The sequence below is a fragment of the Streptacidiphilus jeojiense genome, from assembly GCF_000719095.1.
GTDB classification, from domain to species: domain Bacteria; phylum Actinomycetota; class Actinomycetes; order Streptomycetales; family Streptomycetaceae; genus Streptacidiphilus; species Streptacidiphilus jeojiensis.
In genome coordinates this window covers 119,382-144,082 of record NZ_JOEH01000018.1, presented here as the reverse complement: position 1 = coordinate 144,082, position 24,701 = coordinate 119,382, and the positions used below count along the sequence as shown (strand labels likewise).

21 protein-coding genes are annotated in these 24,701 nt (G+C 70.3%); 9 read left to right on the top strand and 12 right to left on the bottom strand.

What is annotated here, in order from left to right:
• Positions 1-5: 5 nt before the first annotated feature.
• Both IF29_RS0124075 and IF29_RS0124070 read right to left on the bottom strand, forming a co-directional pair.
• On the bottom strand, positions 6-1,121 hold the full coding sequence (locus IF29_RS0124075) for a sensor histidine kinase (protein WP_037596410.1): 1,116 nt from the start codon (positions 1,119-1,121) through the stop codon (positions 6-8).
• Between the two features lie 7 nt (positions 1,122-1,128).
• A complete protein-coding gene (locus tag IF29_RS0124070) occupies positions 1,129-1,824 on the bottom strand; it encodes a response regulator transcription factor (protein ID WP_030258622.1) in 696 nt (231 codons plus the stop codon).
• 87 nt (positions 1,825-1,911) lie between these two features.
• Between IF29_RS0124070 and IF29_RS0124065 the strand changes: the two genes are divergently transcribed.
• The 5 genes from IF29_RS0124065 to vanX all read left to right on the top strand — a co-directional run bounded on the left by IF29_RS0124065 (position 1,912) and on the right by vanX (position 6,834).
• The gene (locus IF29_RS0124065; protein ID WP_157623905.1) at positions 1,912-3,006 is read left to right on the top strand and encodes an endonuclease/exonuclease/phosphatase family protein; all 1,095 of its coding nucleotides are present in this window, start codon (positions 1,912-1,914) and stop codon (positions 3,004-3,006) included.
• A gap of 82 nt (positions 3,007-3,088) precedes the next feature.
• Entirely contained in the window at positions 3,089-4,240 is a 1,152-nt protein-coding gene (locus IF29_RS0124060) for a lipid II:glycine glycyltransferase FemX (RefSeq protein ID WP_030258618.1), read from the top strand.
• Between the two features lie 8 nt (positions 4,241-4,248).
• Positions 4,249-5,196: a D-isomer specific 2-hydroxyacid dehydrogenase family protein gene (locus tag IF29_RS0124055; protein ID WP_063757587.1), complete on the top strand. Its 948-nt coding sequence runs from the start codon at positions 4,249-4,251 to the stop codon at positions 5,194-5,196.
• Positions 5,189-6,229 carry a D-alanine--(R)-lactate ligase VanA-Sc gene (gene vanA-Sc / locus IF29_RS0124050; RefSeq protein ID WP_030258614.1) on the top strand — a complete coding sequence of 347 codons (1,041 nt, stop codon included), beginning with the start codon at positions 5,189-5,191 and terminating at the stop codon, positions 6,227-6,229. Before IF29_RS0124055 ends, vanA-Sc begins: the two co-directional genes overlap by 8 nt.
• The gene (gene vanX, locus IF29_RS0124045; RefSeq protein ID WP_030258611.1) at positions 6,226-6,834 is read left to right on the top strand and encodes a D-Ala-D-Ala dipeptidase VanX; all 609 of its coding nucleotides are present in this window, start codon (positions 6,226-6,228) and stop codon (positions 6,832-6,834) included. Before vanA-Sc ends, vanX begins: the two co-directional genes overlap by 4 nt.
• On the opposite strand, the gene IF29_RS0124040 is transcribed toward vanX, so the two are convergent.
• From IF29_RS0124040 to IF29_RS0124010, 7 genes are all read right to left on the bottom strand, one after another.
• Positions 6,831-7,544 (bottom strand): alpha/beta fold hydrolase, encoded by a 714-nt coding sequence (locus tag IF29_RS0124040; protein ID WP_030258608.1) that lies wholly within the window; start codon positions 7,542-7,544, stop codon positions 6,831-6,833. The genes vanX and IF29_RS0124040 overlap by 4 nt on opposite strands.
• 119 nt (positions 7,545-7,663) lie before the next feature.
• The gene (locus tag IF29_RS0124035) at positions 7,664-8,614 is read right to left on the bottom strand and encodes an ROK family protein (protein ID WP_030258606.1); all 951 of its coding nucleotides are present in this window, start codon (positions 8,612-8,614) and stop codon (positions 7,664-7,666) included.
• Positions 8,611-10,314, bottom strand: a complete 1,704-nt coding sequence (locus tag IF29_RS0124030; RefSeq protein ID WP_030258604.1) for a class I mannose-6-phosphate isomerase — start codon at positions 10,312-10,314, stop codon at positions 8,611-8,613. The genes IF29_RS0124035 and IF29_RS0124030 overlap by 4 nt, the downstream gene beginning before the upstream one ends.
• A 62-nt stretch (positions 10,315-10,376) precedes the next feature.
• Positions 10,377-13,028: a hypothetical protein gene (locus IF29_RS0124025; RefSeq protein ID WP_030258602.1), complete on the bottom strand. Its 2,652-nt coding sequence runs from the start codon at positions 13,026-13,028 to the stop codon at positions 10,377-10,379.
• The gene (locus tag IF29_RS0124020) at positions 13,025-13,930 is read right to left on the bottom strand and encodes a carbohydrate ABC transporter permease (protein WP_232242416.1); all 906 of its coding nucleotides are present in this window, start codon (positions 13,928-13,930) and stop codon (positions 13,025-13,027) included. The genes IF29_RS0124025 and IF29_RS0124020 overlap by 4 nt, the downstream gene beginning before the upstream one ends.
• Positions 13,927-14,817: a carbohydrate ABC transporter permease gene (locus IF29_RS0124015; RefSeq protein ID WP_030258592.1), complete on the bottom strand. Its 891-nt coding sequence runs from the start codon at positions 14,815-14,817 to the stop codon at positions 13,927-13,929. The genes IF29_RS0124020 and IF29_RS0124015 overlap by 4 nt, the downstream gene beginning before the upstream one ends.
• A 76-nt stretch (positions 14,818-14,893) precedes the next feature.
• The gene (locus IF29_RS0124010; protein ID WP_030258589.1) at positions 14,894-16,171 is read right to left on the bottom strand and encodes an ABC transporter substrate-binding protein; all 1,278 of its coding nucleotides are present in this window, start codon (positions 16,169-16,171) and stop codon (positions 14,894-14,896) included.
• A gap of 189 nt (positions 16,172-16,360) precedes the next feature.
• On the opposite strand from IF29_RS0124010, the gene IF29_RS0124005 reads away from it, so the two are divergent.
• The 4 genes from IF29_RS0124005 (at position 16,361) to IF29_RS0123990 (ending at position 22,654) form a co-directional block, all read left to right on the top strand.
• A complete protein-coding gene (locus tag IF29_RS0124005) occupies positions 16,361-17,389 on the top strand; it encodes a LacI family DNA-binding transcriptional regulator (RefSeq protein WP_030258586.1) in 1,029 nt (342 codons plus the stop codon).
• 301 nt (positions 17,390-17,690) lie between these two features.
• The gene (locus tag IF29_RS0124000) at positions 17,691-20,564 is read left to right on the top strand and encodes a glycosyl hydrolase family 95 catalytic domain-containing protein (protein ID WP_030258584.1); all 2,874 of its coding nucleotides are present in this window, start codon (positions 17,691-17,693) and stop codon (positions 20,562-20,564) included.
• A 40-nt stretch (positions 20,565-20,604) separates the two neighbouring features.
• Entirely contained in the window at positions 20,605-22,227 is a 1,623-nt protein-coding gene (locus tag IF29_RS0123995; protein ID WP_232242415.1) for a CocE/NonD family hydrolase, read from the top strand.
• Between the two features lie 64 nt (positions 22,228-22,291).
• On the top strand, positions 22,292-22,654 hold the full coding sequence (locus tag IF29_RS0123990) for an AQJ64_40280 family protein (protein WP_030258579.1): 363 nt from the start codon (positions 22,292-22,294) through the stop codon (positions 22,652-22,654).
• Between the two features lie 69 nt (positions 22,655-22,723).
• Here IF29_RS0123990 and IF29_RS0123985 read toward each other — a convergent pair whose 3' ends face one another.
• The 3 genes from IF29_RS0123985 to fdxA form a co-directional block, all read right to left on the bottom strand.
• Positions 22,724-22,927: a ferredoxin gene (locus IF29_RS0123985; RefSeq protein ID WP_030258578.1), complete on the bottom strand. Its 204-nt coding sequence runs from the start codon at positions 22,925-22,927 to the stop codon at positions 22,724-22,726.
• A gap of 2 nt (positions 22,928-22,929) precedes the next feature.
• Complete coding sequence (locus tag IF29_RS0123980) at positions 22,930-24,099, bottom strand: cytochrome P450 (RefSeq protein ID WP_030258576.1); 1,170 nt, start codon at positions 24,097-24,099, stop codon at positions 22,930-22,932.
• 176 nt (positions 24,100-24,275) lie between these two features.
• On the bottom strand, positions 24,276-24,596 hold the full coding sequence (gene fdxA, locus IF29_RS0123975; protein ID WP_030258573.1) for a ferredoxin: 321 nt from the start codon (positions 24,594-24,596) through the stop codon (positions 24,276-24,278).
• Positions 24,597-24,701 lie beyond the last annotated feature (105 nt).

The following is a 24,701-nucleotide window of genomic DNA, read 5'->3' as shown; positions in this document are numbered from 1 at the left end:
AAGCTTCAGCCGTCGTTCCGCGGGTCCGGCGCGGGCAGTTCCACCGTGATGCGGAGGCCGCCGGCGGGGCGTGGGGTGAGGGTGAGGGTTCCGTCGTGGGCCAGGGTGATGGTCTTGACGATCGCCAGGCCCAGGCCGACGCCGGCATGGTCGGTGCGGACCCGTTCGGTGCCGCGGCTGAAGGGTTCGGTGAGCGTCGAGACCAGCTGCGGGGTGAGCCGCTCACCGGTGTTCTCGACGGTGAGCACCGCTCTGCCGGGGCGCACGCCGGTGCTCACCCACACGGTGCCCCGGTCGGGCAGGTTGTGGACGATCGCGTTGTGCACCAGGTTGGTGGTCAGCTGCAGCAGCAGCGACTGGGACCCCGTCGTGGGGGTGGGGTCGGCGGAGGTCTCGATGGTGACGCCACGCTTCTCCGCGAGCGGCAGCAGCGTCTCGGTGGCCTCCTCGGCCAGCAGCGACAGGTCGACGGGTTCCGGGGTGAACGAGGTCTGGTCGGCGCGGCTGAGCAGCAGCAGCGCCTCGGTGAGGTCGATCGCCCGGGTGTTGACGGCGCGCAGGCGGTGGAAGATCTCGCCGGTGTCGTGGGTCGGATCGGTGCGGGCCAGGTCCAGCAGTGCCTGCGAGATCGCCAGCGGGGTGCGCAGTTCGTGCGAGGCGTTGGCGGCGAACCGCTGCTGGCCGGCGACATGTGCTTCGAGCCGGGCCAGCATGGCGTCGAAGGCGTCGGCGAGTTCGCGGAACTCGTCGTTGCGGCCCGGCAGCCGGATCCGGTGGGACAGCGACCGGGTGGTGGCCAGCCGGGTGGCCTCGGCGATGCGGGTCAGCGGGGCGAGCATCCGGCCGGCCAGGATCCACCCGCCCACCAGGCCGAACACCAGCAGGATGGCCAGCACCTCGGCCGCCCTGGGGGCGAAGACCTGAAGCAGCCTGGAACGGACCGGGAAGACACCGCTGGTGAGGCTGGAGCCGCTGGGGACGATGAGTGTCGCCCGGTCGGGGACGTAGCGCAGCAGGAACAGCCACACCGCCGCGAGCAGCAGGACGCCGGCGACCATGAGGAATCCGGCGTAGCTGAGGGTGAGCTTGAGGCGGACGCTCAACCCGGGCGCTCGCTCCATGGTGTCCTCATCCATGCTGTCCTCCCTCGGCTCCGGCCGACGGCTGCCGGTCGATGCGGTAGCCGACGCCCGGGACGGTGGTGATGATCCAGGGCTCGCCCAGGCGCTTGCGCAGTGCCGAGACGGTGATGCGCACGGCGTTGGTGAAGGGGTCGGCGTTCTCGTCCCAGGCCCGCTCCAGCAGCTCCTCGGCGCTGACCACACCGCCCTCGGCGGCGACCAGGACCTCGAGCACCGCGAACTGTTTGCGGGTCAGCGCGACGTAGCGGTCGTCCCGGTAGACCTCGCGGCGGAACGGGTCCAGGCGCAGTCCGGCGATCTCGCGCACGGGCGGCCTGCTGTGGCCGCGCCTGCGGTCCAGCGCCCTGAGCCTGAGCACGAGCTCCTGGAGTTCGAAGGGCTTGGTGAGGTAGTCGTCGGCGCCCAGTTCGAAGCCGGAGGCCTTGTCGTCCAGCCGGTCGGCCGCGGTGAGCATCAGGATCGGCATGTTGCTGCCGGAGGCGACGATGCTCTTGGCGATCTCGTCACCGGAGGGTCCGGGGATGTCGCGGTCCAGGACGGCGATGTCGTAGACATTGACGCTCAGTAGTTCCAGGGCGGTGTCGCCGTCACCGGCGATGTCGGCGGCGATCGCCTCCAGGCGCAGGCCGTCACGGACGGCTTCGGCCAGAAAGAGTTCGTCCTCGACGATCAGCACACGCATGCACCCGATGCTACGAGCCGGTATGTATCGTCGGCGTATCGGAAAACCCATACGCGCCGGCAACATCGCGCCGCGTTGACTGGCGGCATGCACCACACCCCGCCGGCAGCACAGACCGAACCGCAATCCGCACCGCAGACCCCTGTCCCTCCCGAGGGCCCCGCCGGGCCGCGGGGTGCGCGCATCCGGTCGGCTCTGCGCGGCGTGCTGCGCCCCGGGCCCTGGCGTCGCGGCCCGGTGCTCGCGGCGCTGGCGCTGCTGCTCGGACTGCTGATGCTGCTGCACGCGGAGATCCCCAACGGGTGGACCGGGAACCTCGGCAGCCTGGTGGAGACCTTTCTGCCGTGGTTCGGACTGTTCGTCCCGGTGCTGCTGGCCGGGGCGCTGTGGCGCCGCTCGGCCGCCGCGGTGGTCGCGCTGCTGCTTCCGGTGGTGGTGTGGCTGAACCTCTTCGGCGGACTGCTCGGCGACAAGTCGCAGCCAGGCAGCCAGCTCACCGTGGCCGAGCAGAACGTCGACGCCGGCAACCGCGACCCGGCCGGCACCGCCCGCGACCTGGCCGCCTCCGGCGCCGACCTGCTGGCCCTGGTGGAGCTGACCCCGCAGGCCACCGGCGTCTACGAGAGGGAGCTGGCGAAGACGTACCCGTACCGCACCGTGCAGGGCACGGTCGGGCTGTGGAGCAAGCTGCCGCTGTCGGACACCCGGCCGATCGACGTCATGGACTTCGGACCGCTGGCGGCCACCAAGACCGCCGCCCAGGAACTGCCCGCGAACCGGGCGCTGCGCACCACCGTGGCCACCGACCACGGACCGCTGACGGTGTACGTGGCCCACCTGGGGTCCGTACGGGTGAACCCCCGGGCCGGTTTCTGGACGGCCTCGCGGGACATCGGCGTGCAGGCCCTCGGCCGGGCCGTCGCCGCCGCTCCCAGCAAGGCGGTGGTGGTACTCGGCGACCTCAACGGCAGCACGGACGACCGGGCGCTCTCCGGCCTCACCTCCCAGCTGCGCTCGACCCAGACCGCGGCCGGGGCCGGCTTCGGCTTCACCTGGCCGGCCCGGTTCCCGATGGTGCGGACCGACCAGATCCTGGTCCGCGGCGTGCAGCCGGACCGCTCGTGGGTGCTCCCGGCCACCGGCAGCGACCACCTGCCGGTGGCGGCCGGCATCAGCTGGTGACCTGCCGGACGTATCGGACGTATCGCCGGCGTATCGAAAACCGCATACGGACCGGCAACACCGCGCCGCCTTGACTGAGGGCATGCACTTCAGCGAACCAGCACCGACTGCGGACAGCAGACTGACCGTCAGGTCGATCAGCGCCACCGAACACCTGGCGTTCGTCCGCACCCAGCGGTCGGTCAGCTTCCTGCAGACCCCGGCCTGGGGCCGGGTCAAGACCGAGTGGCGCAGCGAGTCCCTCGGCTGGTACGACGGCCGGCGACTGGTCGGTGCAGGGCTCGTCCTGCACCGACCGGTACCGCGGCTCCGACGCTTCACCCTGGCCTACCTGCCCGAGGGGCCGGTCATCGACTGGACCGGTGAGCTCGCCCCGTGGCTGGACCCGCTGGCGGCCCACCTCAGGGCACACGGCGCCTTCGCGATCCGGCTCGGCCCGCCGCTGCCCACCGACGCCTGGAGCGCCGCCCAGGTCAAGGAGGGCATCGCCGCCCCGGGCACCAGCCGGCTCACCGACATGCCCGCCGATCGGACCGACCCGGTCGGCGCCCGGGTGGCCGACCGGCTCCGCGCCGCCGGCTGGCTGCCGCAGAGTCCGGAGCACGGCTTCGGGGTCGGGCATCCGCAGTTCAAGTACGAGCTCCCACTGGCCGGCCGGACCGAGGACGACCTGCTGCGGGGCATGAACCAGCTCTGGCGCCGCAACATCAGGAAGGCGACCAGGGCGAACGGGGGAGTCGAGGTCACCGTCGGCGCGGACCTTAAGGCGTTCCACGAGCTCTACGTCCACACTGCCGAACGCGACCGCTTCACCCCGCGGCCGCTGCACTACTTCGAGACCATGTTCGCGGCGCTGAGCGCCGAGGACCCCGAGCGGATCAGGCTCTACCTGGCCCGGCACCAGGGCGATCTGGTCGCCGCCGCCGTCCTGATCCGGGTCGGCGGCCGCGCGTGGTACTCCTACGGCGCCTCCTCCACCGAGAAGCGCGAGGTACGCGGCTCCAACGCCTGCCAGTGGGCGATGATCCGCGACTCGCTCGCGGGCGGCTGCGACGTCTACGACCTGCGCGGCATCACCCCCACCCTGGACGCCGACGACCCGCACGTCGGGCTGATCCAGTTCAAGGTCGGCACCGGCGGCCGGGCGGTGCGCTACGTCGGCGAGTGGGACCTGCCGCTGCGTCCGATGGTCTACCGGGCCTTCGACCTCTACATGAAGGGGCGCGGGCGGTGAGGATCACCATGTACGGATGCGGGCCGGACGAGGCCGCGCTGTTCCGGGAGATGGCACCGCGCTTCGGCGTCGAACCGACCGTCACGTCGGCGCCGGTGTCCGAGGCCACCAGCGAACTCGCGCTCGGGAACCGGTGCATCAGCGTGGGCCACAAGACCCGGATCACCCGTCCCACCCTTCGGGCACTCGCCCGGATCGGCGTGGCGTACGTCTCCACCCGAAGCGTCGGCTGCAACCACATCGACGTGGAGTACGCGGAGGGCCTCGGCATCACCGTCGAGAACGTCGCCTACTCGCCCGACAGCGTGGCCGACTACACGTTGATGCTGATGCTGATGGCGGTACGGAACGCGAAGTCCACGGTCCGCCGCACCGACCTGCACGACTACCGGTTGAACGAGGTCCGCGGGAAGGAACTGCGCGACCTGACCGTCGGCGTGGTCGGAACCGGACGCATCGGCACGGCGGTCGTGGACCGGCTGCGCGGCTTCGGCTGCCGGGTACTGGCGTACGACAACCGCCCCAAGATCGCTGCCGACTACGTTCCGCTCGACGAACTGCTGCGGCTGAGCGACCTGGTGACGCTCCATGCGCCGCTGAACGCGGACACGCACCACCTCCTCGATCACGAACGTATCGAGCGGATGAAACCCGGCGCATTCGTCGTCAATACCGGACGCGGCCCGCTGATCGACACCGAAGCCCTTGTCGCCGCACTGGAGAGCGGCCGGCTCGGCGGTGCGGCCCTGGACGTGGTCGAGGGCGAGGAAGGAGTCTTCTACGCCGACCGCAGCAGCACACCCATCGAGAGCAAGCCGCTGCTGCGACTCCAGGAACTGCCGAATGTGCTCATCAGCCCGCACACCGCTTACTACACCGACCACGCACTGAGCGACACCATCGAGAACTCCATCACCAACTGCCTGACATTCGAAAGCAGGAACCAGCATGGCTAGGCTGAAAGTCGGAATCATCTTCGGAGGCTGCTCCGAGGAGCACCCCGTCTCCGTCAAGTCCGCGCAGGAGGTCGCCCGAAACCTCGACACCCGGAAGTACCAGCCGTTCTACGTCGGCATCACCAGGTCCGGCGCCTGGCGGCTCTGCGAGGGGCCCACCCCGGACTGGGAGGACGGCGACTGCCGCCCAGCCGTGCTGTCGCCGGACAGCAGCGCCCCCGGACTGCTCGTCCTGGAGCAGGGACGGTACGAGACGATCGCTCTGGACGTGGTGCTGCCGGTTCTGCACGGCAGGCTCGGCGAGGACGGCGCGATGCAGGGACTGCTGGAACTCTCCGGAATCCCCTACGTCGGCTGTGACATCCAGAGCTCCGCCCTGTGCATGGACAAGTCCCTCGCCTATGTCGTCGCCCGCAGCGCCGGAATCGCCACACCGGACTTCTGGACCGTCACGGCGGACCAGGACATCGACCCGGACCGGCTCAGCTATCCCGTCTTCGTCAAGCCGGCCCGTTCCGGGTCCTCCTTCGGCGTCAGCAAGGTGTCCGGGAGGGAGGAACTGCTGAGCGCGGTGGAGGCCGCGAGGAAGTACGACTCGAAGGTGCTGATCGAGGCGGCCGTCGTCGGCAGCGAGGTCGGCTGCGCCATCCTGGGGAACGAGGCGGACCTGGTCGCGGGCGAGGTGGACCACATCTCCCTCTCGCACGGCTTCTTCCGGATCCACCAGGAGAACGAGCCCGAGAGCGGCTCCGACAACTCGACGCCCATCGTTCCCGCCGACATCCCGGCGCAGTTGCGGTCGCTGGTGCAGGAGACGGCCAAGGCCGTGTACCGCGCCCTGGGGTGCAGGGGGCTGTCGCGGGTGGACCTCTTCCTCAAGGACGACGGAACCGTGGTCCTCAACGAGGTCAACACCCTGCCCGGGCTGACCTCCTACAGCCGTTACCCCAGGATGATGGCGGCCGCAGGCCTGCCGCTGACCGAGGTGATCGACCGGATGGTGTCGCTGGCCCTGAGCGGGAAGAGCCGATGAACGACGACTTCGTCTTCGTGGACGAGCTGGTGCCCGGCATACGCTGGGACGCCAAGTACGCCACCTGGGACAACTTCACCGGCAAACCGGTGGACGGATACCTGGCCAATCGGATCGTCGGGACCAGGACGCTGTGCGCGGCCCTGGACAGGGCGCGGGAGGAGGCCGAAGCACAGGGTTTCGGCCTGCTGCTCTGGGACGGCTACCGCCCGCAACGCGCCGTGGACTGCTTCCTGCGCTGGTCGGAACAGCCGGAGGACGGCCGGACCAAGCCCCGGTACTACCCGAACATCGCCAGGGCCGAGATGTTCGAGCGCGGCTACGTCGCAGCGAGGTCGGGCCACAGCCGGGGCAGCACCGTCGACCTGACGCTCTTTCACCTGGCCACCGGTGAACTCGCCGCGATGGGCGGGGACCACGACCTGATGGATTCGATCTCCCATCATGGCGCCCAGGGGATCGCGCCGGTGGAGGTGAGGAACCGGCAGTGCCTGCGCGCCGTCATGGAAACCAGCGGGTTCAGCTCGTACGCCTGCGAGTGGTGGCACTACACGCTGAAGGACGAGGCCCACCCGGACACGTACTTCGACTTCCCCATCGCTTAGACCAGACCCAACAGGATCTCGGCGACCGCCTTGGGTGCGGTCACCATCAGGTCGTGGCCGGCGTCGACCACCCAGGTCTGTTCCTTCCCGGCCAGGGCCTCGGCCGTGCCCGGGGGCGACATCGCCAGGGACGACGTGGTGTGGATCTCGGCGCGCGGGATCCGCGTGAGCGCGGCCGGGTCGTTGAGCCGCAGCGGCTGCTCGAAGCACTTCCACGGATGCGGTGTGAGCTTGTCCCACATCCATGACACATCGTCAGGGTCGGTCACCCCGTAGTACCGGACGGCGTCGGAGTCCGGCCACAGCACCAGTTCGACGCCGTCCACCACCCGGGATCCGGCCCGGGCCGCGGCCATCAGCATGCCGGCCACGGCGACCAGGGACTGTCCGTCCTCGGGGATCGCGGCGTCCAGGTAGACCAGGCGGCCGACCCGGTCGGCCGCCCGGTCAGCGACCCCGGTGATGACCATTCCGCCGTAGCTGTGCCCCACCAGGACCACCTCGGTGAGGCCCTCGTACGTCAACACGCCCACGACGTCCGCGATATGGGTGTCCAGGTCGATGTCCGGGCTCAGCAGGTGCGCACGTTCGCCCAGGCCGGTCAGCGTGGGCGTGTACACCTCGTGCCCCGCCGCTCGGAGCAGGGGCGTCAGCCGCTGCCAGCACCAGCCGCCGTGCCCGCCACCGTGCACCAGTACATAGGTCGCCACCACTGCCTCCGTACTCCGCCTCGCACCGTCTCTCGCCGGGCGAGCACAGCAAAGCACAGGACTGAGAACCCTGCTAGGCATAAGTGAGACTGTGATTCTCGCTGTGTGGTGAGGCGCCGTCAGGTGCGGCTGGCAGCCTCTGCCAGGACCGGGGTCGCCGCGAGATAGGCCGCACCCAACAGCGGTGCCCGCCAGTCGAGTTGTGCGGCGGCGACGACGGTCCCGCCATCCCCGTGCTCGGCGTCGGCGATGCCCTCGCGCAGGGGTGGGGCGACCAGGTCCCACGAGGTGGCGATGGATCCGCCGATCACCAGGACGTCCGGGGCGAATGCGGCGAGCATCGGACCGAGCGCCTGCCCCAGCGCGTGGAAGGCGTTGGTGAGGACCCGGGCTGCGACGTCGTCACCGGCCCGGGCCCGTTCGGCTATCTCGCGGACGTCGGGCTCCCCGGGCGGGTCCGCCTCCTGCCGGGCGCCAGTGCCTTGGGCGTAGGCACGCCGCAGCGCGCGGCGGGACACCGTCTCCTCCAGGGGCCGACCCTGATACTCCATCAGGTCGATCCGGCCGCCGGGCGGGATTCCGGGGCCCTGCCGCACGATGCCGCCCTCGCGCAGGAAGCAGGAGCCGACACCGGTGCCCAGGGTGAGCCCGGCGACCGTGCGGTGTCCCCGCGCGGCGCCGGCCTGCCACTCGCCGTAGGCGAAGGCGTCCGCGTCGTTGCAGAAGCCCAGGGTGGGGCGGCCGGGCAGGTGGTCGGTGAGGGCGGCGCGCAGGTCGAAGCCGCGCAGCGCGTCGAACTTGCCGACGTCCTGGTAGCGTCCGATGCCGCGCTCGTAGTCGAACGGACCGGGCAGCGCGATGGTCCAGTGCCGCGCGGCCGGCCCGGGCAGCCGTCCCGCGCAGCGGACCAGCGCGGCCACGAACTCGTCCGTGCCGGCCGCGCTGTCCAGCGGCTCGCGGAAGGAGGGGCCCAGGTGCAGGCCGCCCGCGGCGACCTCCACCTGAGCAGCCGTCACATGGGTGCCGCCGACGTCCATCACCGACACCGTGGTCGCTGCGTCGGAGGTCACCGGACGAACGCCTTGACGTAGCGCACCGGGTCGGCGCCGAGGGCCCGGACCCGGTAGTCGCCCACCGAGGCGGGCACGGTCAGCGTCTCGGCGTAGGCCAGTTCGTAGCGGTGTCCGCCGTGCGTCTCGAGCAGCAGGCCGTCGCCCTCGACGACGTTGAGGATGTGGAACCGTCCGTCCGTGGTGTCGTCCGCGGCGCTGTCCGCGGCCAGTTCGAACCGCCGCACCTCGAAGAACATCTCCGGCAGCCGGCCGATGACGTCCTCGTTCCAGCCGTCGCCGGAGCGCAGCGTCGCCGGGTGCTGCACCAGGTCGCGGGAGACCGCGTCGCCCGATCGGGCCGGGTCCAGGTTCCGGAAGGCGTGGCCGACGTGGACCGGGCGCTGCCTGCCCTCGCGGTCCTTTCGCAGCCAGTCGTAGAAGCGCAGGCTGTAGAGGTAGGGCGTGGCGCTGATCTCCAGGACGACGTTGCCCTCGCCGCTGCCGTGCGGGGTGCCGCCGGGGATCAGGAACAGCTGGTGCTGTTCGGCGGGGAAGGTCTGCACGTAGCGTTCGATGTCGAAGGCCACGCCGTCGTGAACCGCCCGGTCGGCCTCGTTCCGGAAGGCGTCCAGGTCGGCGTCCTGCTGCAGGCCCAGGAACACCTTGCGGTCGGGGCCTCCGACCATCATGTAGTAGGTCTCGTGCTGGGTGTAGGGCCAGCCGAACACCCGCTGCATGTAGTCGGACTGCGGGTGGCAGTGCACGGAGAGGTTGCCGCCGCCGACCGTGTCGAGGTAGTCGAAGCGGATGGGGAAGGACGTGCCGAAGGCCGCGTGCACCGGTTCGCCCAGGACCTGCTCGGGGTGGACGGCCACCAGGAGTTGCAGCGGCACCTCGACGCGCGGGCCGTCCGGGCCTCCGACCAGGATCCCGCTCTCCGGGGCGATGAGTTCGTAACCGAGCGCGGTGTTGGGGGCCTTGGGGTTCATGCCCAGCTCCTGCTGAGCCCAGTGCCCGCCCCAGGAGGTGGTGTTGAAGGTGGGGCGGGTCCGGAACGGCTGCCCGGCGAGGTCGGTCAGGGCCTGGCGCAGCACCGGCCCCTCCAGCCAGGTCGGACCGTGCTGGTGTTGGGTGTCCAGCCACAGGTCGATCCGGTCGGCGAGCGAGTCGCGGTGACGGTCGAGCACCGGCCAGTCGATGTAGAACAGGCGGCGCGTGGTCCCGGCCCCGGTGCCGGCCGGTTGCCCCAGGTTGTCGCCGGTGCCCGCTGTGATCTGCGCCTCGGCGTAGCGTTTGGGCAGGTCGGCGTACCAGAGGAGGTCGTGGGCCGGCAGCGAGGCGCCGGGGCCGAGGACCACGGTGACGGCGTCGGCGGATGCCGCCGGCTGCGGTACCGCCCGGAAGAAGTCCGCCATCCCGGCCTGCGACAGCGGCGCGAAGTCGGGGTCGTCGGCCAGCTCGGCGGAGGCGGTGAGCGCGAGGATGTCCTCCCAGGCGGCGAAGTGCTCGCGCATGTCGACCTGGTGCACGTCCAGTCCGCGCTCGGCGAGGGCGTCGCGGATCCCGGTGGCCAGGGCCTCCCAGTCGACGGCGACCGGCCCGTCGACGGCGAGGACCTGACCCGGGGTCAGCCGGGCCACGGCCTGCCGGTATCCGGATCCGACCGCTGCGGTGACTGCGTGACAGGGTTCGGCTTCGTAGCTGTGTACAGGCGACATCGCGATGTGCCGGGCCTTTCGAAACGGGGGTTGCGTGGGTGTGCGGGCGTGTTGACGCAGGGTCAGGCGCTGTGCGGGCGACGGCGGATGCCGCTGAGCGTGCCGATGCCGTCCACGGTGATCGAGTCGGGGAGGGATTCCGGGTCCCCGCCGTCGGCGAAGGACGGGTTGAGGTCGAAGAGCGCGGACATCACCGCCTCCGCCCCGGCGGCTCCGGCGATTGTCTCCCGATTGGAGACACCCCGTTCGGCGACCCGGGCCCGCGGTCGTCCGTCCGGGCCGGTGACGATCTCCATGGCCTGCCCCCACAGGCCGCCGGAGGCGGCCGAGGAGAGGTCGCGCAGCAGCGCGAGCGCCCGGTCGCGGAAGCCGAGCCGGGCCAGGCCGTGGGCGGTGACGCCGGGCCAGGCGCAGAAGGCGCCGCCGGCGCCGTGGTCGGGGCGGTCGGAGGTGGCGGCGATCGGGTCGTTCGGGCTCAGTGCCCGCATCCAGCCGGCGACCAGCAGGTCGCTCTCGACGAAGTCGGCCATCTCGCGCCGCACCCGGGGGTCCAGGTCCTCGTGCAGGGAGGCGGCGACCAGACCGAAGTCCAGGCAGTGGCCGATGGTGTCGGTCGCGTCCGGTCGGCGTATGTGCCAGCGGCCGTCCCCGGCGTAGAGGTCCAGGACCGCGTCGGCGAGCTGCCGGGCCTCGGCCTCGGCCCGGTCGGCGTCCTGGTGGCGGCCTCGCCGCCGGTACAGGCCGGCCAGGGAGCGGGTGGTGCCGACGTAGGCGCCGTTGAAGGAGGCGACCACACCGGTGTAGCTGGGTACGCACTCCAGCAGCTGCCAGGGGTCGTCGCCGAAGTCGGCGAGCACTCCGCCGGTGGCGGGGCGGCGCCGGTCGCGCCAGCCGAAGCCGAGGCGCTCCAGGTGTTCCAGGACGGTCGCCGCGCCGGCGGGTGTGTCCAGGAAGCCGGTGTCGCCGGTGATGCACACATAGTGCTCGATCAGGCGGAACAGGGCGTGGTCGTTGGCGCTGTAGGCGTTGCCCAGGGGGCCGCCGCTGCGGGCGTCGATGCCGAAGGACTCCCGGTAGGGGCCGGCCAGGACGCGCAGCAGCCAGGACCGCAGCCCGGCCGGTTCCAGTAGCGCGTACATCCGGCTCCACTCGCTGTGGTCCCAGAAGTAGGTGGTGGTCGGGCCCAGGCGCGGTCCGCCGGTGAGGAACACCGGCTCGCCGGGCCGGATCCGGGTGTTGCGCATGTAGAGCAGTTGCAGGGCGCCCATGTAGTAGGTCTTGGCCAGGCCGGCGTCCTGGGTGTCCAGGGTCGGCAGGTGCCCGGAGAAGTCGGGGTTGCCGGGGGTGAACATCTGGGTCCAGTGCCGGTGCCAGCCGTCCTCCCCGGCGCGCAGCGTGGCCTCGAAGTCCTGTGCGGCAGCCCGGGCCTGGGCGAGTACCTGGTCGGTGTCGGTGCCGTAGGCGCAGGCGATGCCGAGGGTCAGGGTCTGGCCGGGTTCGACGTCGAGGGTCCAGGTCGCGCGGCCGCCGGCGCCGAGGGAGCTGAGGGCGGGGGAGGGCCCGGAGAAGGCGTAGCCGGCCCGCGCCGCCGAGCGGGTGTCCTCGACGGTGAGTTGGGGGTCGGGGTCCTCGGTGGTCCGGGAGGTCCAGCGGTGCGATTCGGTCCAGTGCCGGGTCCGGGCGACCTCCTTCCCGTCGACGGTGAGTACCGCGTGGTCGGCCTCGACATTGGCGCTGACGCGGTTCCAGGTCCCGTCGGGCAGGGCCTCGGTGCCGTACTCGCGCTCCCCGGTGATGCCGAGCCACAGCCGGCCGTCCTCGACGCCGATCTGCAGCGAGTCGGGGTGGTTGCCGTGGGTCAGCACGGTGCCGGACTGCCCGGCGGCGTCCAGGCGCAGGTCGAAACTGACGGCCGTGCCGGGGGTGAGCACGAAGGCGTCGAAGGCCGCCTCGTCGTCGGGGGTGAGCGTGACCGGCCCGTCGACGTCCAGGACCGGGCCGGGGCCGCCGTCGCCGGAGCTGACCTGGAGCGAGCGCACCGTTGCGGCCACGCCGGTTCTGGGTTCGGGTTCCTTGTCGGGGCTGAAGTGCGAGGGCAGCGCGTCGTCCAGCAGCATCGGGCCGGTGTCCTCGTCGCGCTGGATGCCGGGGACGCGCGGCCTGCCCAGCCGCAGCAGCCGCGGTGCCGGCGAGAGCAGGTAGGACGGGGCGCGGCCGCCGGTGGTGGCGCGGATCCGCTCCAGGGCCATGAAGTCGTGGTGGTTGCCGTGGTTCCAGGGCACGTCGTAGAGCCAGCCGTAGCCGGTCTCGGTGTGCGCGACCATCGCGTACAGGTCCTGGGACAGTTCGACGGTCCTGGCCCGGTCGCCCTCGTTGGTGACCGAGATCTGCCACAGCAGCAGGTCGCGGGAGAGGGCCATCCGGGTGTCGGTGCGTATCAGCAGCCCGTCGCCGCGGTGTTCGCGCAGCACGCCCCAGGGCTTCCAGCGGAAGCGCTGGGCGGCCGGGGTGCGGCCGTCGACCCGCAGTTCGCCGGTGTGGTAGCCGAGGGTGAACGGGGGAGCGACCAGCCAGGAGGTGGACGCCAGGTCGGAGTTGACGTGGCTCTGCCCCAACTGGTTGCGCAGCGAGGGCAGATGGGCGATCTCGTCCGCGTCCACCCAGTGGCCGGCGACGTCGTCCAGGTCGGGGACGCCGAAGGTGGTGCGGGTCACTTGGTGGCTCCCGAGGTCAGGCCGGCGATGAACTGCTTCTGCAGGGCCAGGTATCCGGCGACCGGGATCACCGCGGCCAGGAACATCACGCCGAACAGCTGGGCGTAGTTGGTGGAGTACTGGCCCACCGAGAGGTACAGGCCGGTGGTGATGGTCTGCCCGTGCAGCGGGCCGAGGATGAACTGCGGGTTCATGAAGTCGTTCCAGATCCACAGCGACAGGAAGATGGTGACGGTCGCGGTGGCCGGCCGCAGCAGCGGCATGATGATGGTCCACCAGATCCGCAGCGTCCCGGCCCCGTCCACGGTGGCGGCCTCGACGATCTCGGCGGGGATGGAGCGCAGGAAGCCGGAGTAGACGAAGACCGCGAAGGACAGGTAGCCGCCGCCGACGTTGGCCAGGATCAGCCCCGGATAGGTGTGGTCCAGGTGGAGCAGCGTCAGGATCCGGATGGTGGGCAGCAGCAGTACCGCCGGCGGGATCATCAGGCCGGCCGAGAAGCAGGCCAGGACGATCCGGCGGAAGCGGGCCGGGCGGCGGCTGAGCCAGAAGCTGAAGGCGGCGCCGAGCGGGATGATCAGCAGCACCGAGGCGATGACGGTGACGGCCGAGTTGGTCAGGCCGATCTGGATGATCCGGTCCGGGCGCGACAGGGCGTCGGTGAGGTTGTGCAGGGTCGGCGGCGCGGGCGGCGCGGCCGGGTTCTTGACGATCTGGTCCTGCGTCTTGAAGGCGTTGACGATGGTGAGGTAGATCGGGCTGACGAACGCCAGGGTCAGCAGCCCGGCCGCGACCAGGTAGCTCCTGGAGGTCCAGACCCGACGCCTGGTGCGCGGTGCGGGCGCCGGGGGTTTGGCGGCCCGTCCGGTGGTCGTCGGTCGCTGCGAGGTCGATGCGATCACAGGTCCACCTCCCGGCGGCGGAGCAGGCCGGTCACGATCAGCGAGATGACCGCGGAGACGGCCAGCAGCAGCATGGCCACCGCGGAGGCGTAGCCGAACCGGTCGTCGGTGAAGGCGAGCTTGATGATGTAGAGGGCGGTGGACTGGGTCGAGTCGGCCGGTCCGCCCGAGGTGAGCACCGCGATGATGTCGTAGAGCTTGAGCATCGTGATCAGCGAGATGGTGACGCTGATGGTGGTGCCCGGGGCCACCATGGGGAAGGTGATCGCCCGGAACCGCTGCCAGCGGCCGGCCCCGTCCACCATGGCGGCCTGGTACAGCTCGACCGGGATGGACTGCAGCGCGGCCAGGTGCACGACGGTGGTGAAGCCGGTGAGCACCCAGGTGGCGACCAGGGCGATGGAGAACATGGCCAGGTGCGGGCTGCCGAGCCAGGTGACCGGGTGGCTGATGATCCCCAGCGAGCCCAGGATGTTGTTCAGGACGCCGTCCTGGGCCAGGACGTAGCGCCAGACGAAGCCGACGATCACGCCCGACAGCACCTGCGGCAGGAAGGCCAGGGTGCGCATCATCCGGAAGCTCAGCGAGGTCCGGTTCAGCAGCATCGCGAACGCGATGCCCAGGGCGTTGGCGGCCAGGGTGACCACGGCGGCCAGGACCAGGGTGAAGGTCAGGCTCGCGGCCAGGGCGCTGTCGTGGAGCATCTCGGTGTAGTTGGCGGCACCGATGAACCGGGCGTGGTCCTGGAGCGGGTTCTCATTGGTCAGGCTCTTCCAGGCGCTCATGACCACGGGGACGAGGATGAACAGGGCGTACAGTCCCATCGCCAGCACGGCGATGGCGCCGAGGGCTGGGTCGCCGCGACGCGGCCGGACTCGGGTGGTCAATGGCGTGTTCCCTTGGAGGAGGTGGGTGGCGGTGCGGCCGGCGCCGGGGGTGGTGGGCCCGGCGCCGGAGCGGTGGCTACTTGGTCGCCGAGTCCCAGGCGGCGTCCAGCTTGGCCATCTGGCCGTGGACGTCGTCGGAGGTGAACAGGGCCTGGCTGGCGGCGTAGAAGGCGTCGTTCAGGCCCGAGGGCATGGAGTCGTCGTTGGTCGCCCAGCCCAGGGCCGAGACCTTGGTGTTCTGGCTGGTGACGTAGGAGTAGGAGTCCTTGAAGACCTGGGTGACGTTGACGTTGTAGTCGGCCAGCGTCTTGCCCTTGAGCATCGGGAAGGCGCCGTCGCCCTCGATCAGGGTCTTGTAGTTGTTCGGGTCCAGCGACCAGGCCTGGGCGAAGGCGGTGGCCTTGGCCGGGTCCGCGGTCTTGGCGCTGATGGCCATGGAGCCGCCGACCGCGAAGGGCACCACCAGCGAGCCGTCGGCGGTGGGGGTGAGGAAGGCGCCGAAGTCGGCGGCGTTCGCCTTGGGCACCGAGCCGAGGAACCAGCTGCCCATCATGTACATCGCGGTCTTGCCGGCAGTGAAGTTGGTGATGGAGTCGGCGTACTTGACCCCCAGCGCGCCGGTCTCGAAGTAGCCGTTCTTGACCATCGTGCGGTACTTGGCGACGGCCGTCTCCACGTTGGCGTCGGTGAAGTGGACCTTGCCGGCGTAGCGCTCCTGCAGCCAGTTGGGGTCCTTGCCGAGGATGTCCGCGGACAGGATGCCCACCAGCGGCATCGACGCGGAGAAGGGGTCGCCGCCGCCGAGTTCGATCGGGGTGACCCCGGCGGCCTTGAGCTTGGCGCAGTCGGCCATGAACTCCGCCCAGGTCTTGGGCGCGGCGGTCAAGCCGGCCTTGGCGAACAGCTTCTTGTTGTAGAACACCTCGGGGATGATCTGGGAGTTGGTCGGCGGGATGTAGACCTTGCCCTTGTAGGCGTTGCCCAGCGGCAGCAGGAAGTTCGCGTCGACCCAGCTCTGGTCGTAGGGCTTGAGCAGCCCGGCGGTGGCGAAGGTCGACGGCGTGATCGACTGCAGCAGGTCCGGGAACTGGCCGGAGGCCTGCAGCTGCTTGGCGTAGGCGTCACGGTCGGTGCTGGGCGCCACCAGCTTCTTCACCGTCAGCCCCGGGACCTTCTTCTCGGCGTTGGCGATGGAGCTGTCCCAGAACGACGCCGTCAGACTGGGGGTCTCGAAGGTCAGATAGGTCAGGGAGGAGCCGCCCTTCGCTCCGCCGGCCGGGGTGGCTGCGGAACATCCGGTCACCAGCGCGAGCCCTGCGGCCAGACAGGCCGCAGTGAGAATCTTGTGCCGCATGGAAGTCTCCTGGGGGATGGTGTGACCCGTGTATATGTGACCCGTGGGGTGGTTGGGGCGGATCGGTGGGTGGAGATCGACGCCGGGGCACCCTGCGAGATAACGTTATCGCGAGGGTACGCGCGCATTGCGGGAATGTGTCAAGAGTCGATCTGATAACGGTGCGCAGTGACAACGAGGAGTGACTGGATGAGCGGAGCACGGGATGGCAACGGCACCGGGGGACGCCCCAAGCGGCCGACCATGGTCGATGTGGCCAGGGAGGCCGGGGTGGCGCTGCGCACCGTCTCGCGTGTGGTCAACGACGACCCCACGGTGGGCCCCGAGTACGCCGCCAAGGTCCAGGCCGCGATCACGGCACTGAACTACCGGCCGGACGAGCGGGCCCGCCAGCTGCGCACCGGGATCACCGGCACGATAGGGGCCGCGGTCCGGCGCATCGCCGAGGTCAACCCGGAGCTGGCGGCCATCGAGCAGACCGCCCGCGAGTCGGGGCTGACCCTGTTCGCGGCCTCCACCGACTTCGAGGAGGCCAGGGAGCGGGAGATCCTGGTGTCGATGTGCCGCCAGCGCCTGGACGGCATCATCGTCGAGCCGTTCGGCGAGAACCACGGCTACCTGCAGCCGGAGCTGGACGCCGGCATGCCGGTGGTGGCCATGGACCGGCCGATGAGCGGCATCTCGGTGGACTGCGTGATGTCCGACAACGCCTCGGGCATCGGCACCGCCTTCCACCATCTGACCAGGTACGGACACCGGCGCATCGCCTATGTGGGGGACCGCGAGCAGGTCTACTCGGGCCGCGAGCGCGCCGCCGCGTTCCGCGCCGCGCTGGGGGCGCACGGGCAGTCGCTGGACGGACTGGTCCACCCCGGGGAGATCACCCCCGAGCGGGTCGCCGCGGCCCTGGACACCGCGCTGTACGGGCCCGAGCCGGCCACCGCGCTGGTCACCGGCAGCATGGACACCACGCTCACGGTGCTGCGGGTGCTGGGCCCCAAGGCGGCCTCGCGGCTGGCCATCGTCGGCTTCGACGAGGTCCCGCACGCCGACCTGCTGCAGCCGGCGCTGACCGTGGTCGCCCAGCAGACCGCGAAGATCGGCCGGACCGCGGTTGAGCTGCTGCTGGCCCGGATGGCGGACCCGGGCCGCCCGGTCCAGGCCGTCGTGGTCCCGCTGACGCTGACGGTCCGCGGCTCCGGGGAGATCCCGGTCTGAGACCGGGCGGCGCTTGGGCGGCAGTCGGGTGGGGCACGGGCCGTGACCGTGGCGCGGTGTCAGAACCCTTGACACCGCCCCGGGGCGCCAGCACTCTTTCGCGATAACGTTATTTCACCGAAGCCGGCGCGGTCGATCCTGCCCCTGCGACCGGCTGGATCCCGGCTCGCGCGCCGACCTACCGCCCGCCCTGAACCCGCAACCCCACCGACCGGGCGCAACTGCGCCCGGCGCGGGTTCGGCGCGCTCAGAAACGACTTCCATCTCCCCACCCGATCCCGCTGGATGAGAGGTCCGACCGATGAAGATCGAGGCACGTCTCGGGACATTGCGCCTGCACCCCAGAAAGGCCGTGAGCGTCGCCGTGGTCATGGGGCTCGCCGGCGCCATGGTCACCACCACCCTGGCCCGTCCCGCCCAGGCCGACCCGGTCACCGCCAACCAGGCCTGGCGGATCGCGCAGCAGTACACCGGGGTGTGGACCAGCCCGCCCACCCAGCTGACCGGCGGCGAGACCGTCGACGCCCCGCTGCTGGGCAACGGCGACATCGGCGTCGCGGTGGGCGGGTCGATCGCGAACCAGACCATGTACGTGGGCAAGAACGACTTCTTCTCCTCCTCCAGCCATGCGATCAAGCCGCTGGGCCGGATCGTGGTCAAGGCCGCCGGACTCAGCGGCTCCTCGTACCACGTGGTCCAGGACATCGCCCACGGCGAGGTCGACGGCAGCTACACGCTGGGCAGCCAGACGCTGACCACCGCCAGCTGGGTGGACGCGAACTCGGGCCTGGCCGTCACCTCGTTCAAGCTCACCGGCGGCAGCGCGCAGAGCATCGGCGTCACCCTGCAGAACGGCTCGGGCGGCACCCCCACGGTCAGCACCACCGGCAACGACCTGGACGCGGACGTCGCCGCCGACACCGGGACCGGCAGCGACCCCAGGGCCAGGATGGCGGCGCGGATCATCGGCCAGACCCAGTCGGTCTCCGGCAACACCCTCAGCATGACCCTGCCGCCCGGCGGCACCGCCACCCTGGTCACCGGGATCGTCTCCAGCGTCGACAGCTCCTCCTGGCAGTCCGGCGCCGACGCCCTGGTGCAGAACCTCACCCAGACCGACGTCGGCAACCACAACACCTCCCACCGCGCCTGGTGGCAGAACTACTGGTCGCAGTCGTTCGTGGAGATACCCGACAAGGCCGTGGAGAAGAGCTGGTACGGCTCGCTCTACCTGCTCGGCTGCATCTCGCGCTCCGGCAAGTCGGCCCCCGGCCTGTGGGGCAACTGGATCACCGGGGCGATGAACTGGAACGGCGACTACCACACCAACTACAACTACGAGGCCCCGTTCTACGCGGCCCTGTCCACCAACCACATCGCCCAGATGGACGCCTACGACCAGCCGGTGCTCGACTGGCAGTCGGCGGGCCAGGCCCTGGCCACCGCCAACGGCTACACCGGCGTGCTGTACCCGGTCGGGCTGTCCCCGCAGGGCACCAGCGCCGACACCGCCCTGCACAACCAGAAGTCCAACGCGGCCAACCTGGCCAGCGACATGGTGATGCGCTTCGAGTACACCGGCGACACCGCCTACGCCACCAAGGTCTACGCCTGGCTCAAGCAGGTGGGCCTGTTCTGGCAGTCCTACCTGACCTGGGACTCCGCCAACAACCGCTACGTCATCAGCAACGACGCCCCGCACGAGGACCAGAGCTACCCGCAGACCAACGCCGGCCTCTCGCTTGGCCTGGTCCACCTGCTGTTCCAGGGCCTGATCGACATGAGCACCGCGCTCAACCAGGACACCACCACCCGTGCGACCTGGCAGAACATCGTCTCGCACCTCAGCGCCCTGCCGACCATGACGCTCAACGGCCAGACCATCCTGCGCGAGACCGAAGTCGGCAGCGACTTCTACAACGACGGCAACGACATCGACTCCCAGGCCATCTACCCCGGCGGCCTGGTCGGCCTGGACAGCGCCTCGACACTGCTGGCCACCGCGAAGAACACCATCGGCGCGCTCACCAACGCCTGGCACGGCGGCAACGCGCCGGCCACCTTCTACGCCGCGGCCGCCCGCGTCGGCTACAACCCGAGCACCATCCTGACCAACCTGCACGACGAGGCCACCACCGAGAGCTATCCCAACATGGCCGTCCACCACAACGGCGGCGGCGTCGAGAACATCAACGTCACCACCTCGGGCCTGGACGAGATGCTGCTGCAGTCCTTCCAGAACGACGTCAAGTTCTTCCCGGACTGGCCGGCCAACACCAACGCCAAGTTCGGCGACCTGCTGGCCTACGGCAACTTCCTGGTCTCCAGCAGCCTGTACGGCAACAGCGTCCAGTACGCGCGGGTGGTCAGCCAGAGCGGCGGCTCCTTCACCTTCACCAACCCCTGGCCCGGCAGCGTCGAGGTGTACCGCAACGGCACCGACACCGGCACCGTCTCCGGCTCGAAGATCACCCTGACCACCGCCGCAGGCGACACCCTCTACCTCGCCCCGGCCGGAACCCCGCTGGCGACCGTCCAGAGCGAACTGGCACAACCCCTGCAGACCGGCACCGGCACCACCAGCAGCAGCTTCAGCTCCGGCTTCGAGTCCACCGACCCGGCACCGCTGGCCGACACCGTGGACACCAGCGGCGGCGGCGTCGCATCGGTGACCGGCCTGTGCTGCGGCCTGACCGGCCCGGAGTCGTCCGTGCGCACCGGCGAGACCGCGCACACGGGCAGCGGGGCGCTGATGTACTCCGGATCCGGGCAGGGCGGCAGCGCCGTGCACGCCTACATGGAGCTCTACGACCTCAGCGCGAGCCCGCTGGCGATCGGCAGCGGCAAGACCCTGAGCTACTGGATCTATCCCCAGTCCAGCGCCACCAGCAGCTGGCTGGCCGCAGGGTCGAGCAACAGCTCCTGCACCGCCGTCGACCTGGTCTTCAGCGACGGCAGCACGCTCAGGGACTCCGGCGCCGTGGACCAGAACGGCAGGAGCATCCACCCCGCCCAGCAGTGCGGCAAGCTGACCCTCGACGCCTGGAACCACGTCACCGTCAACCTCGGCACCAACAACGCCAACAAGCAGATCAGCCGGATCCTGGTCGGTTACGACAACCCCAACTCGACCGGAGGCTACCGCGGCTACGTCGACGACCTGACCATCGGCTGACCCCGCACCGCTGACCGACCGACACCAGGAGGGCGCCGCCGTGCATCATCCGCATTGGGACACCGACATCCGGACCGAGCTCCGGACCGACCTCGAAGCCACGATGCGCGACGGCACCGTCCTGCGTGCCGACGCCTACCGTCCCACCGGCGGCGGACCGTGGCCGGTCCTGCTGGTGCGCACCCCTTACGGCAAGCAGGACCCCGGCGTGCTCGCTCGCCTGGACCCGTTCGCCGCCGCCCGCCGCGGTTACCTGGTGGTCGTCCAGGACTGCCGCGGGCGGTTCCGCTCGGAAGGGGACTGGCGACCACTGGCGCACGAGAGCGCGGACGGGTACGACTCCATCGCTTGGGCAGCCCGGCTGCCCGGGGCCGACGGACGGGTCGGCATGTACGGACCCAGCTACCTCGGCCACACCCAGTGGGCGGCCATTGCGGCGCGGCCACCCCAACTCCACGCCGCCGCACCCGAACTGACCTGGTCGGACCCGCAGGACGGGCTGCTCGCCCGGGGCGGCGCGGTCGAACTCGGGCTGGTGACCCACTGGACCCTGACCGTGGGCACCGATGTGCTCCAACGCCGCCACGCCGACGACCCTGAGGAGCTGCAGCAACAACTCGCTTTCCTCGACCGGGCGTTGGACCGACTGGCCACCCACACCTACTGGGAGCTGCCCGCGCCGGCGTCCGCGACGATGCGCCGACTCGGCCTGCCGGTTCCGGCTGCACCGCTCAGGGACACGATCGGTTCCCCAGCTCATGGGGTCCCCACGCTGACCGTCGCTGGCTGGTTCGACTGCTTCCTGCAGGGCAGTCTCGACAACTACGTCAGTGCACGCCGGGCCGGCGCCGAGGCTGCTCTGATCGTCGGGCCCTGGTCGCATGACAACCAGACCGGCCGCATCGGTGACACCGACTTCGGCCCGACCGCCGACGCCGTCGGCATCGACGGCGGCGGGTCGCTGCTGGAACGAGAACTGGACTGGTTCGACCGCCAGTTCAAGCAGCAACAGGCCGTGCCCGAGCCATCGTCCGTGCTGCTCTTCGTCATGGGTGTCAACCAGTGGCGCCGGCTGCGGTCCTGGCCCCCGGAGTCCGTCGACACCCCCTGGTACCTGAACGCCGGTGGACGCCTCTCGCCCGACCCGCCGGGCTCGCACGCCTCATCGGACAGTTGGCAACACGACCCGACCGATCCCGTCCCCACCTGCGGAGGCGCCGTCCTCATGGCACCGGGATTCCCCGCCGGTCCCGTGGACCAGCGGCAGATCGAGAAGCGCGACGACGTACTCGTCTACACCAGCGAACCCCTGGAGGCTCCGCTGGAGGTCGTCGGCCGGGTCAGCGTCCGCCTGGTCACCGACTCTTCGTCACCGTCGACGGACTGGGTGGCCAGGCTCTGTGACGTGGAAGCTGACGGCACGTCACGGAACATCAACGACGGCATCCTGAGGGATCATCAGACACGACCGGACGCCGACCTCTCGATCGACCTGTGGTCCACGGCGCACGTCTTCCTGCCCGGACACCGCATCCGTCTCCAGATCACCTCCAGCTGCTTCCCCCGCTGGGACCGGATGCCGGCCACCTCCGTCGCCCGCCGAACCGTGCACCATGACGCGGCCCGGCCCTCGCGACTCGTCCTTCCCGTGTTCCGGCATTGACCCCTCGGGAGGGGTAGCCTCAGCGGCGCAGCAGCGGCGCCGAATTGACCGAGTGAGGGTGGGCATGACCGATCTGAGCACTGTGGTGACCTGGGTGGACGCACGGGAGCGACTGCCTCACAGCGGCGCGCCCGTGGCGGCGGCGGTCACCGGCCGGTATCCGGCCGAGCCCGGCTCGGCATCGGGTGACGAGTTCTGGCTGGTCCTGCCGATGCACTTCACCGCCCTGCACTGGGGCAAGGACGGCACCGAGCACCACGACTGCTTTGTCGATTCCGACGGAATCGTGCGCCTGCCCTACGGCCCCGGCGGCGATGAATCCGTCACCCACTGGGCCGAGTTGCCCACCCTCCCGGGCGCGGCGACGCGCATCGTGCTGGGCGAGGGCGTACCGGCCGCGCTTCGGAACGCCTATCCCGCCGCCTAGGCCAAAGCAAAAGGGCGTCCAGGACCGGTTAGTGACGACCGATCAGGACACCCTCCTGCAACCACTGGTTCAGCTCTCCTCGACGAGGGCGAGGGTCCGGCCGGGGCAGACGTTGACGGCCTCCCTCGCGCGGGCGATCTCCGGCTCGGTGCCGGGGTTGGGCCGCAGCACGATGACGGTGCCGTCCGCGTCGTTCTGGTCGAACGCCTCCGGGTCGACCAGAACGCACTGGCCGGCGCCGACGCAGCGGTCCTGATTGGCGGTGATGCGCATGGTTACCACGCAACTTTCAGTTCGTAGACACCGTAGTTGGGGCCCTTCTCCTTGAAGGGGATCTCGGTGAACGGCACCGCGAGGCGGAGCGTCGGGATCCGGCGGAGCAGGGTGGCCAGGACGATCTCGAGTTCCAGGCGGGCGAGGTTCTGGCCCAGGCACTGGTGCGGCCCGAAGCCGAAGGCGAGGTGGTTGCGGGCCATCCGGGTGAAGTCGAGCTCGTCGGGCTCGGGGAACACCAGGGGGTCCCGGTTGGCGGTGTTGGTCAGGCCCAGGACTGCTTCGCCGGCGCGGATCTGCACGCCGCCGATCTCGACGTCCTCGATGGCCAGCCGGGCCGCGCCGATCTCGGCGATGGTGAAGTAGCGCAGCAGCTCCTCCACGGCGCCGACGGTGCGCTCCGGGTTGTCGCGCAGTTCGGCCAGGTGCTCGCGCCTGTCGAGCAGGGTGGCGACCGACAGCGAGATCATGTTGGCGGTGGTCTCGTGGCCGGCGATCAGCAGCAGGAAGCCGAGTGAGACCACCTCCTCCGGATCGGTGCCCGCGAGGATCTGGCGGCTGAGCAGGTCCTCGCCAGGGGACTTGGTCTTCTCCTGGACCAGCTCGGCGATGTAGGCCTTGAGGCGGCCCACCGCCGCGCCGCGCTCCTCCGCGGTGGCGCCGGCCCGGACGAACTCGGCACTGTTGTCCTGGAAGAAGTCGTGGTCGGCGTAGGGCACGCCGAGCAGTTCCGCGATGACCGCTGACGGCACCGGCAGGGAGAGGGCCTGGACCAGGTCCGTCTCGGCGGGGCCGGCGAGCATGTCGTCGATGCTCGCGTCCACGATCTCCTGGATCCGGGGGCGCCAGGCGGCCAGCTTCTGCACGGTGAACTCGCCGACCACCGAGCGGCGTACCCGGGTGTGGTCGGGTGCGTCCATCTCGATCAGCCCCGGGCGGTGGTCGGGGCCCATGTAGGGCTGGTGGCTCGGATGCCGGGGGTCGCGGCGGTCCGAGCTGAACCGCCGGTCCGCGAGCATGGCCCGGACGTCCTCGTGCTGGGTGAGGACCCACATCTGACGGCCGTCGGCCAGCTGGACCCAGCTGATCGGGGCGTCCTCCTGCAGCCGTACGTGTTCGGTGGGCGGACGGTACGGATCGGTGCGGTCGAGCGAGATCGTAGGCGTTGCCATGGTGTACTCCTGCCGTAGCGATCGTCGCGAGCAGACGATCGTCGTCCTCTTGCTGTCCAAGTGTTCGGCCGGGCCCGTCGACTGTTCGCTTCAAGGCTCAAGTCCCCTGCGGCGGACGGTCGCTGCTGCGAGTCGGTGCGAGTCGGAGCGGGCCGGCGCGAGCAGCCGCGGGCCGGTCAGTCCGCCTGGCGGGGGAGCGCGGCCACGAACGGGACGTCGCGGTCGATCTTCCCGAGCTTCCGGGCGCCCTTGGGGGCTTCCATGTCCGCGAAGAAGTCCGCGTTGAAGTCGGCGAACTGCAGGTCCGGGTCGGTGAGGTCGGCGTCGAAGCGGATCGCCGACATGGGGCACACCTCTTCGCAGGCGCCGCAGTCGATGCACTGGTCCGGGTTGATGTACATCATCCGGCCGCCCTCGTAGATGCAGTCGGCCGGGCAGACCTGGGTGCAGCTCTTGTCCTGCACGTCGACGCACGCCTGTGTCACGACGAAGGTCATTTCTTCTCCCTTGCGATGAACCGCCGACTGTTTTGTTTAGTAGAACGGTCGATCCATTTAACGATTGTTAGTGTTGTGTGCGTTGCGCGCAGTGTCAAGGAGTCG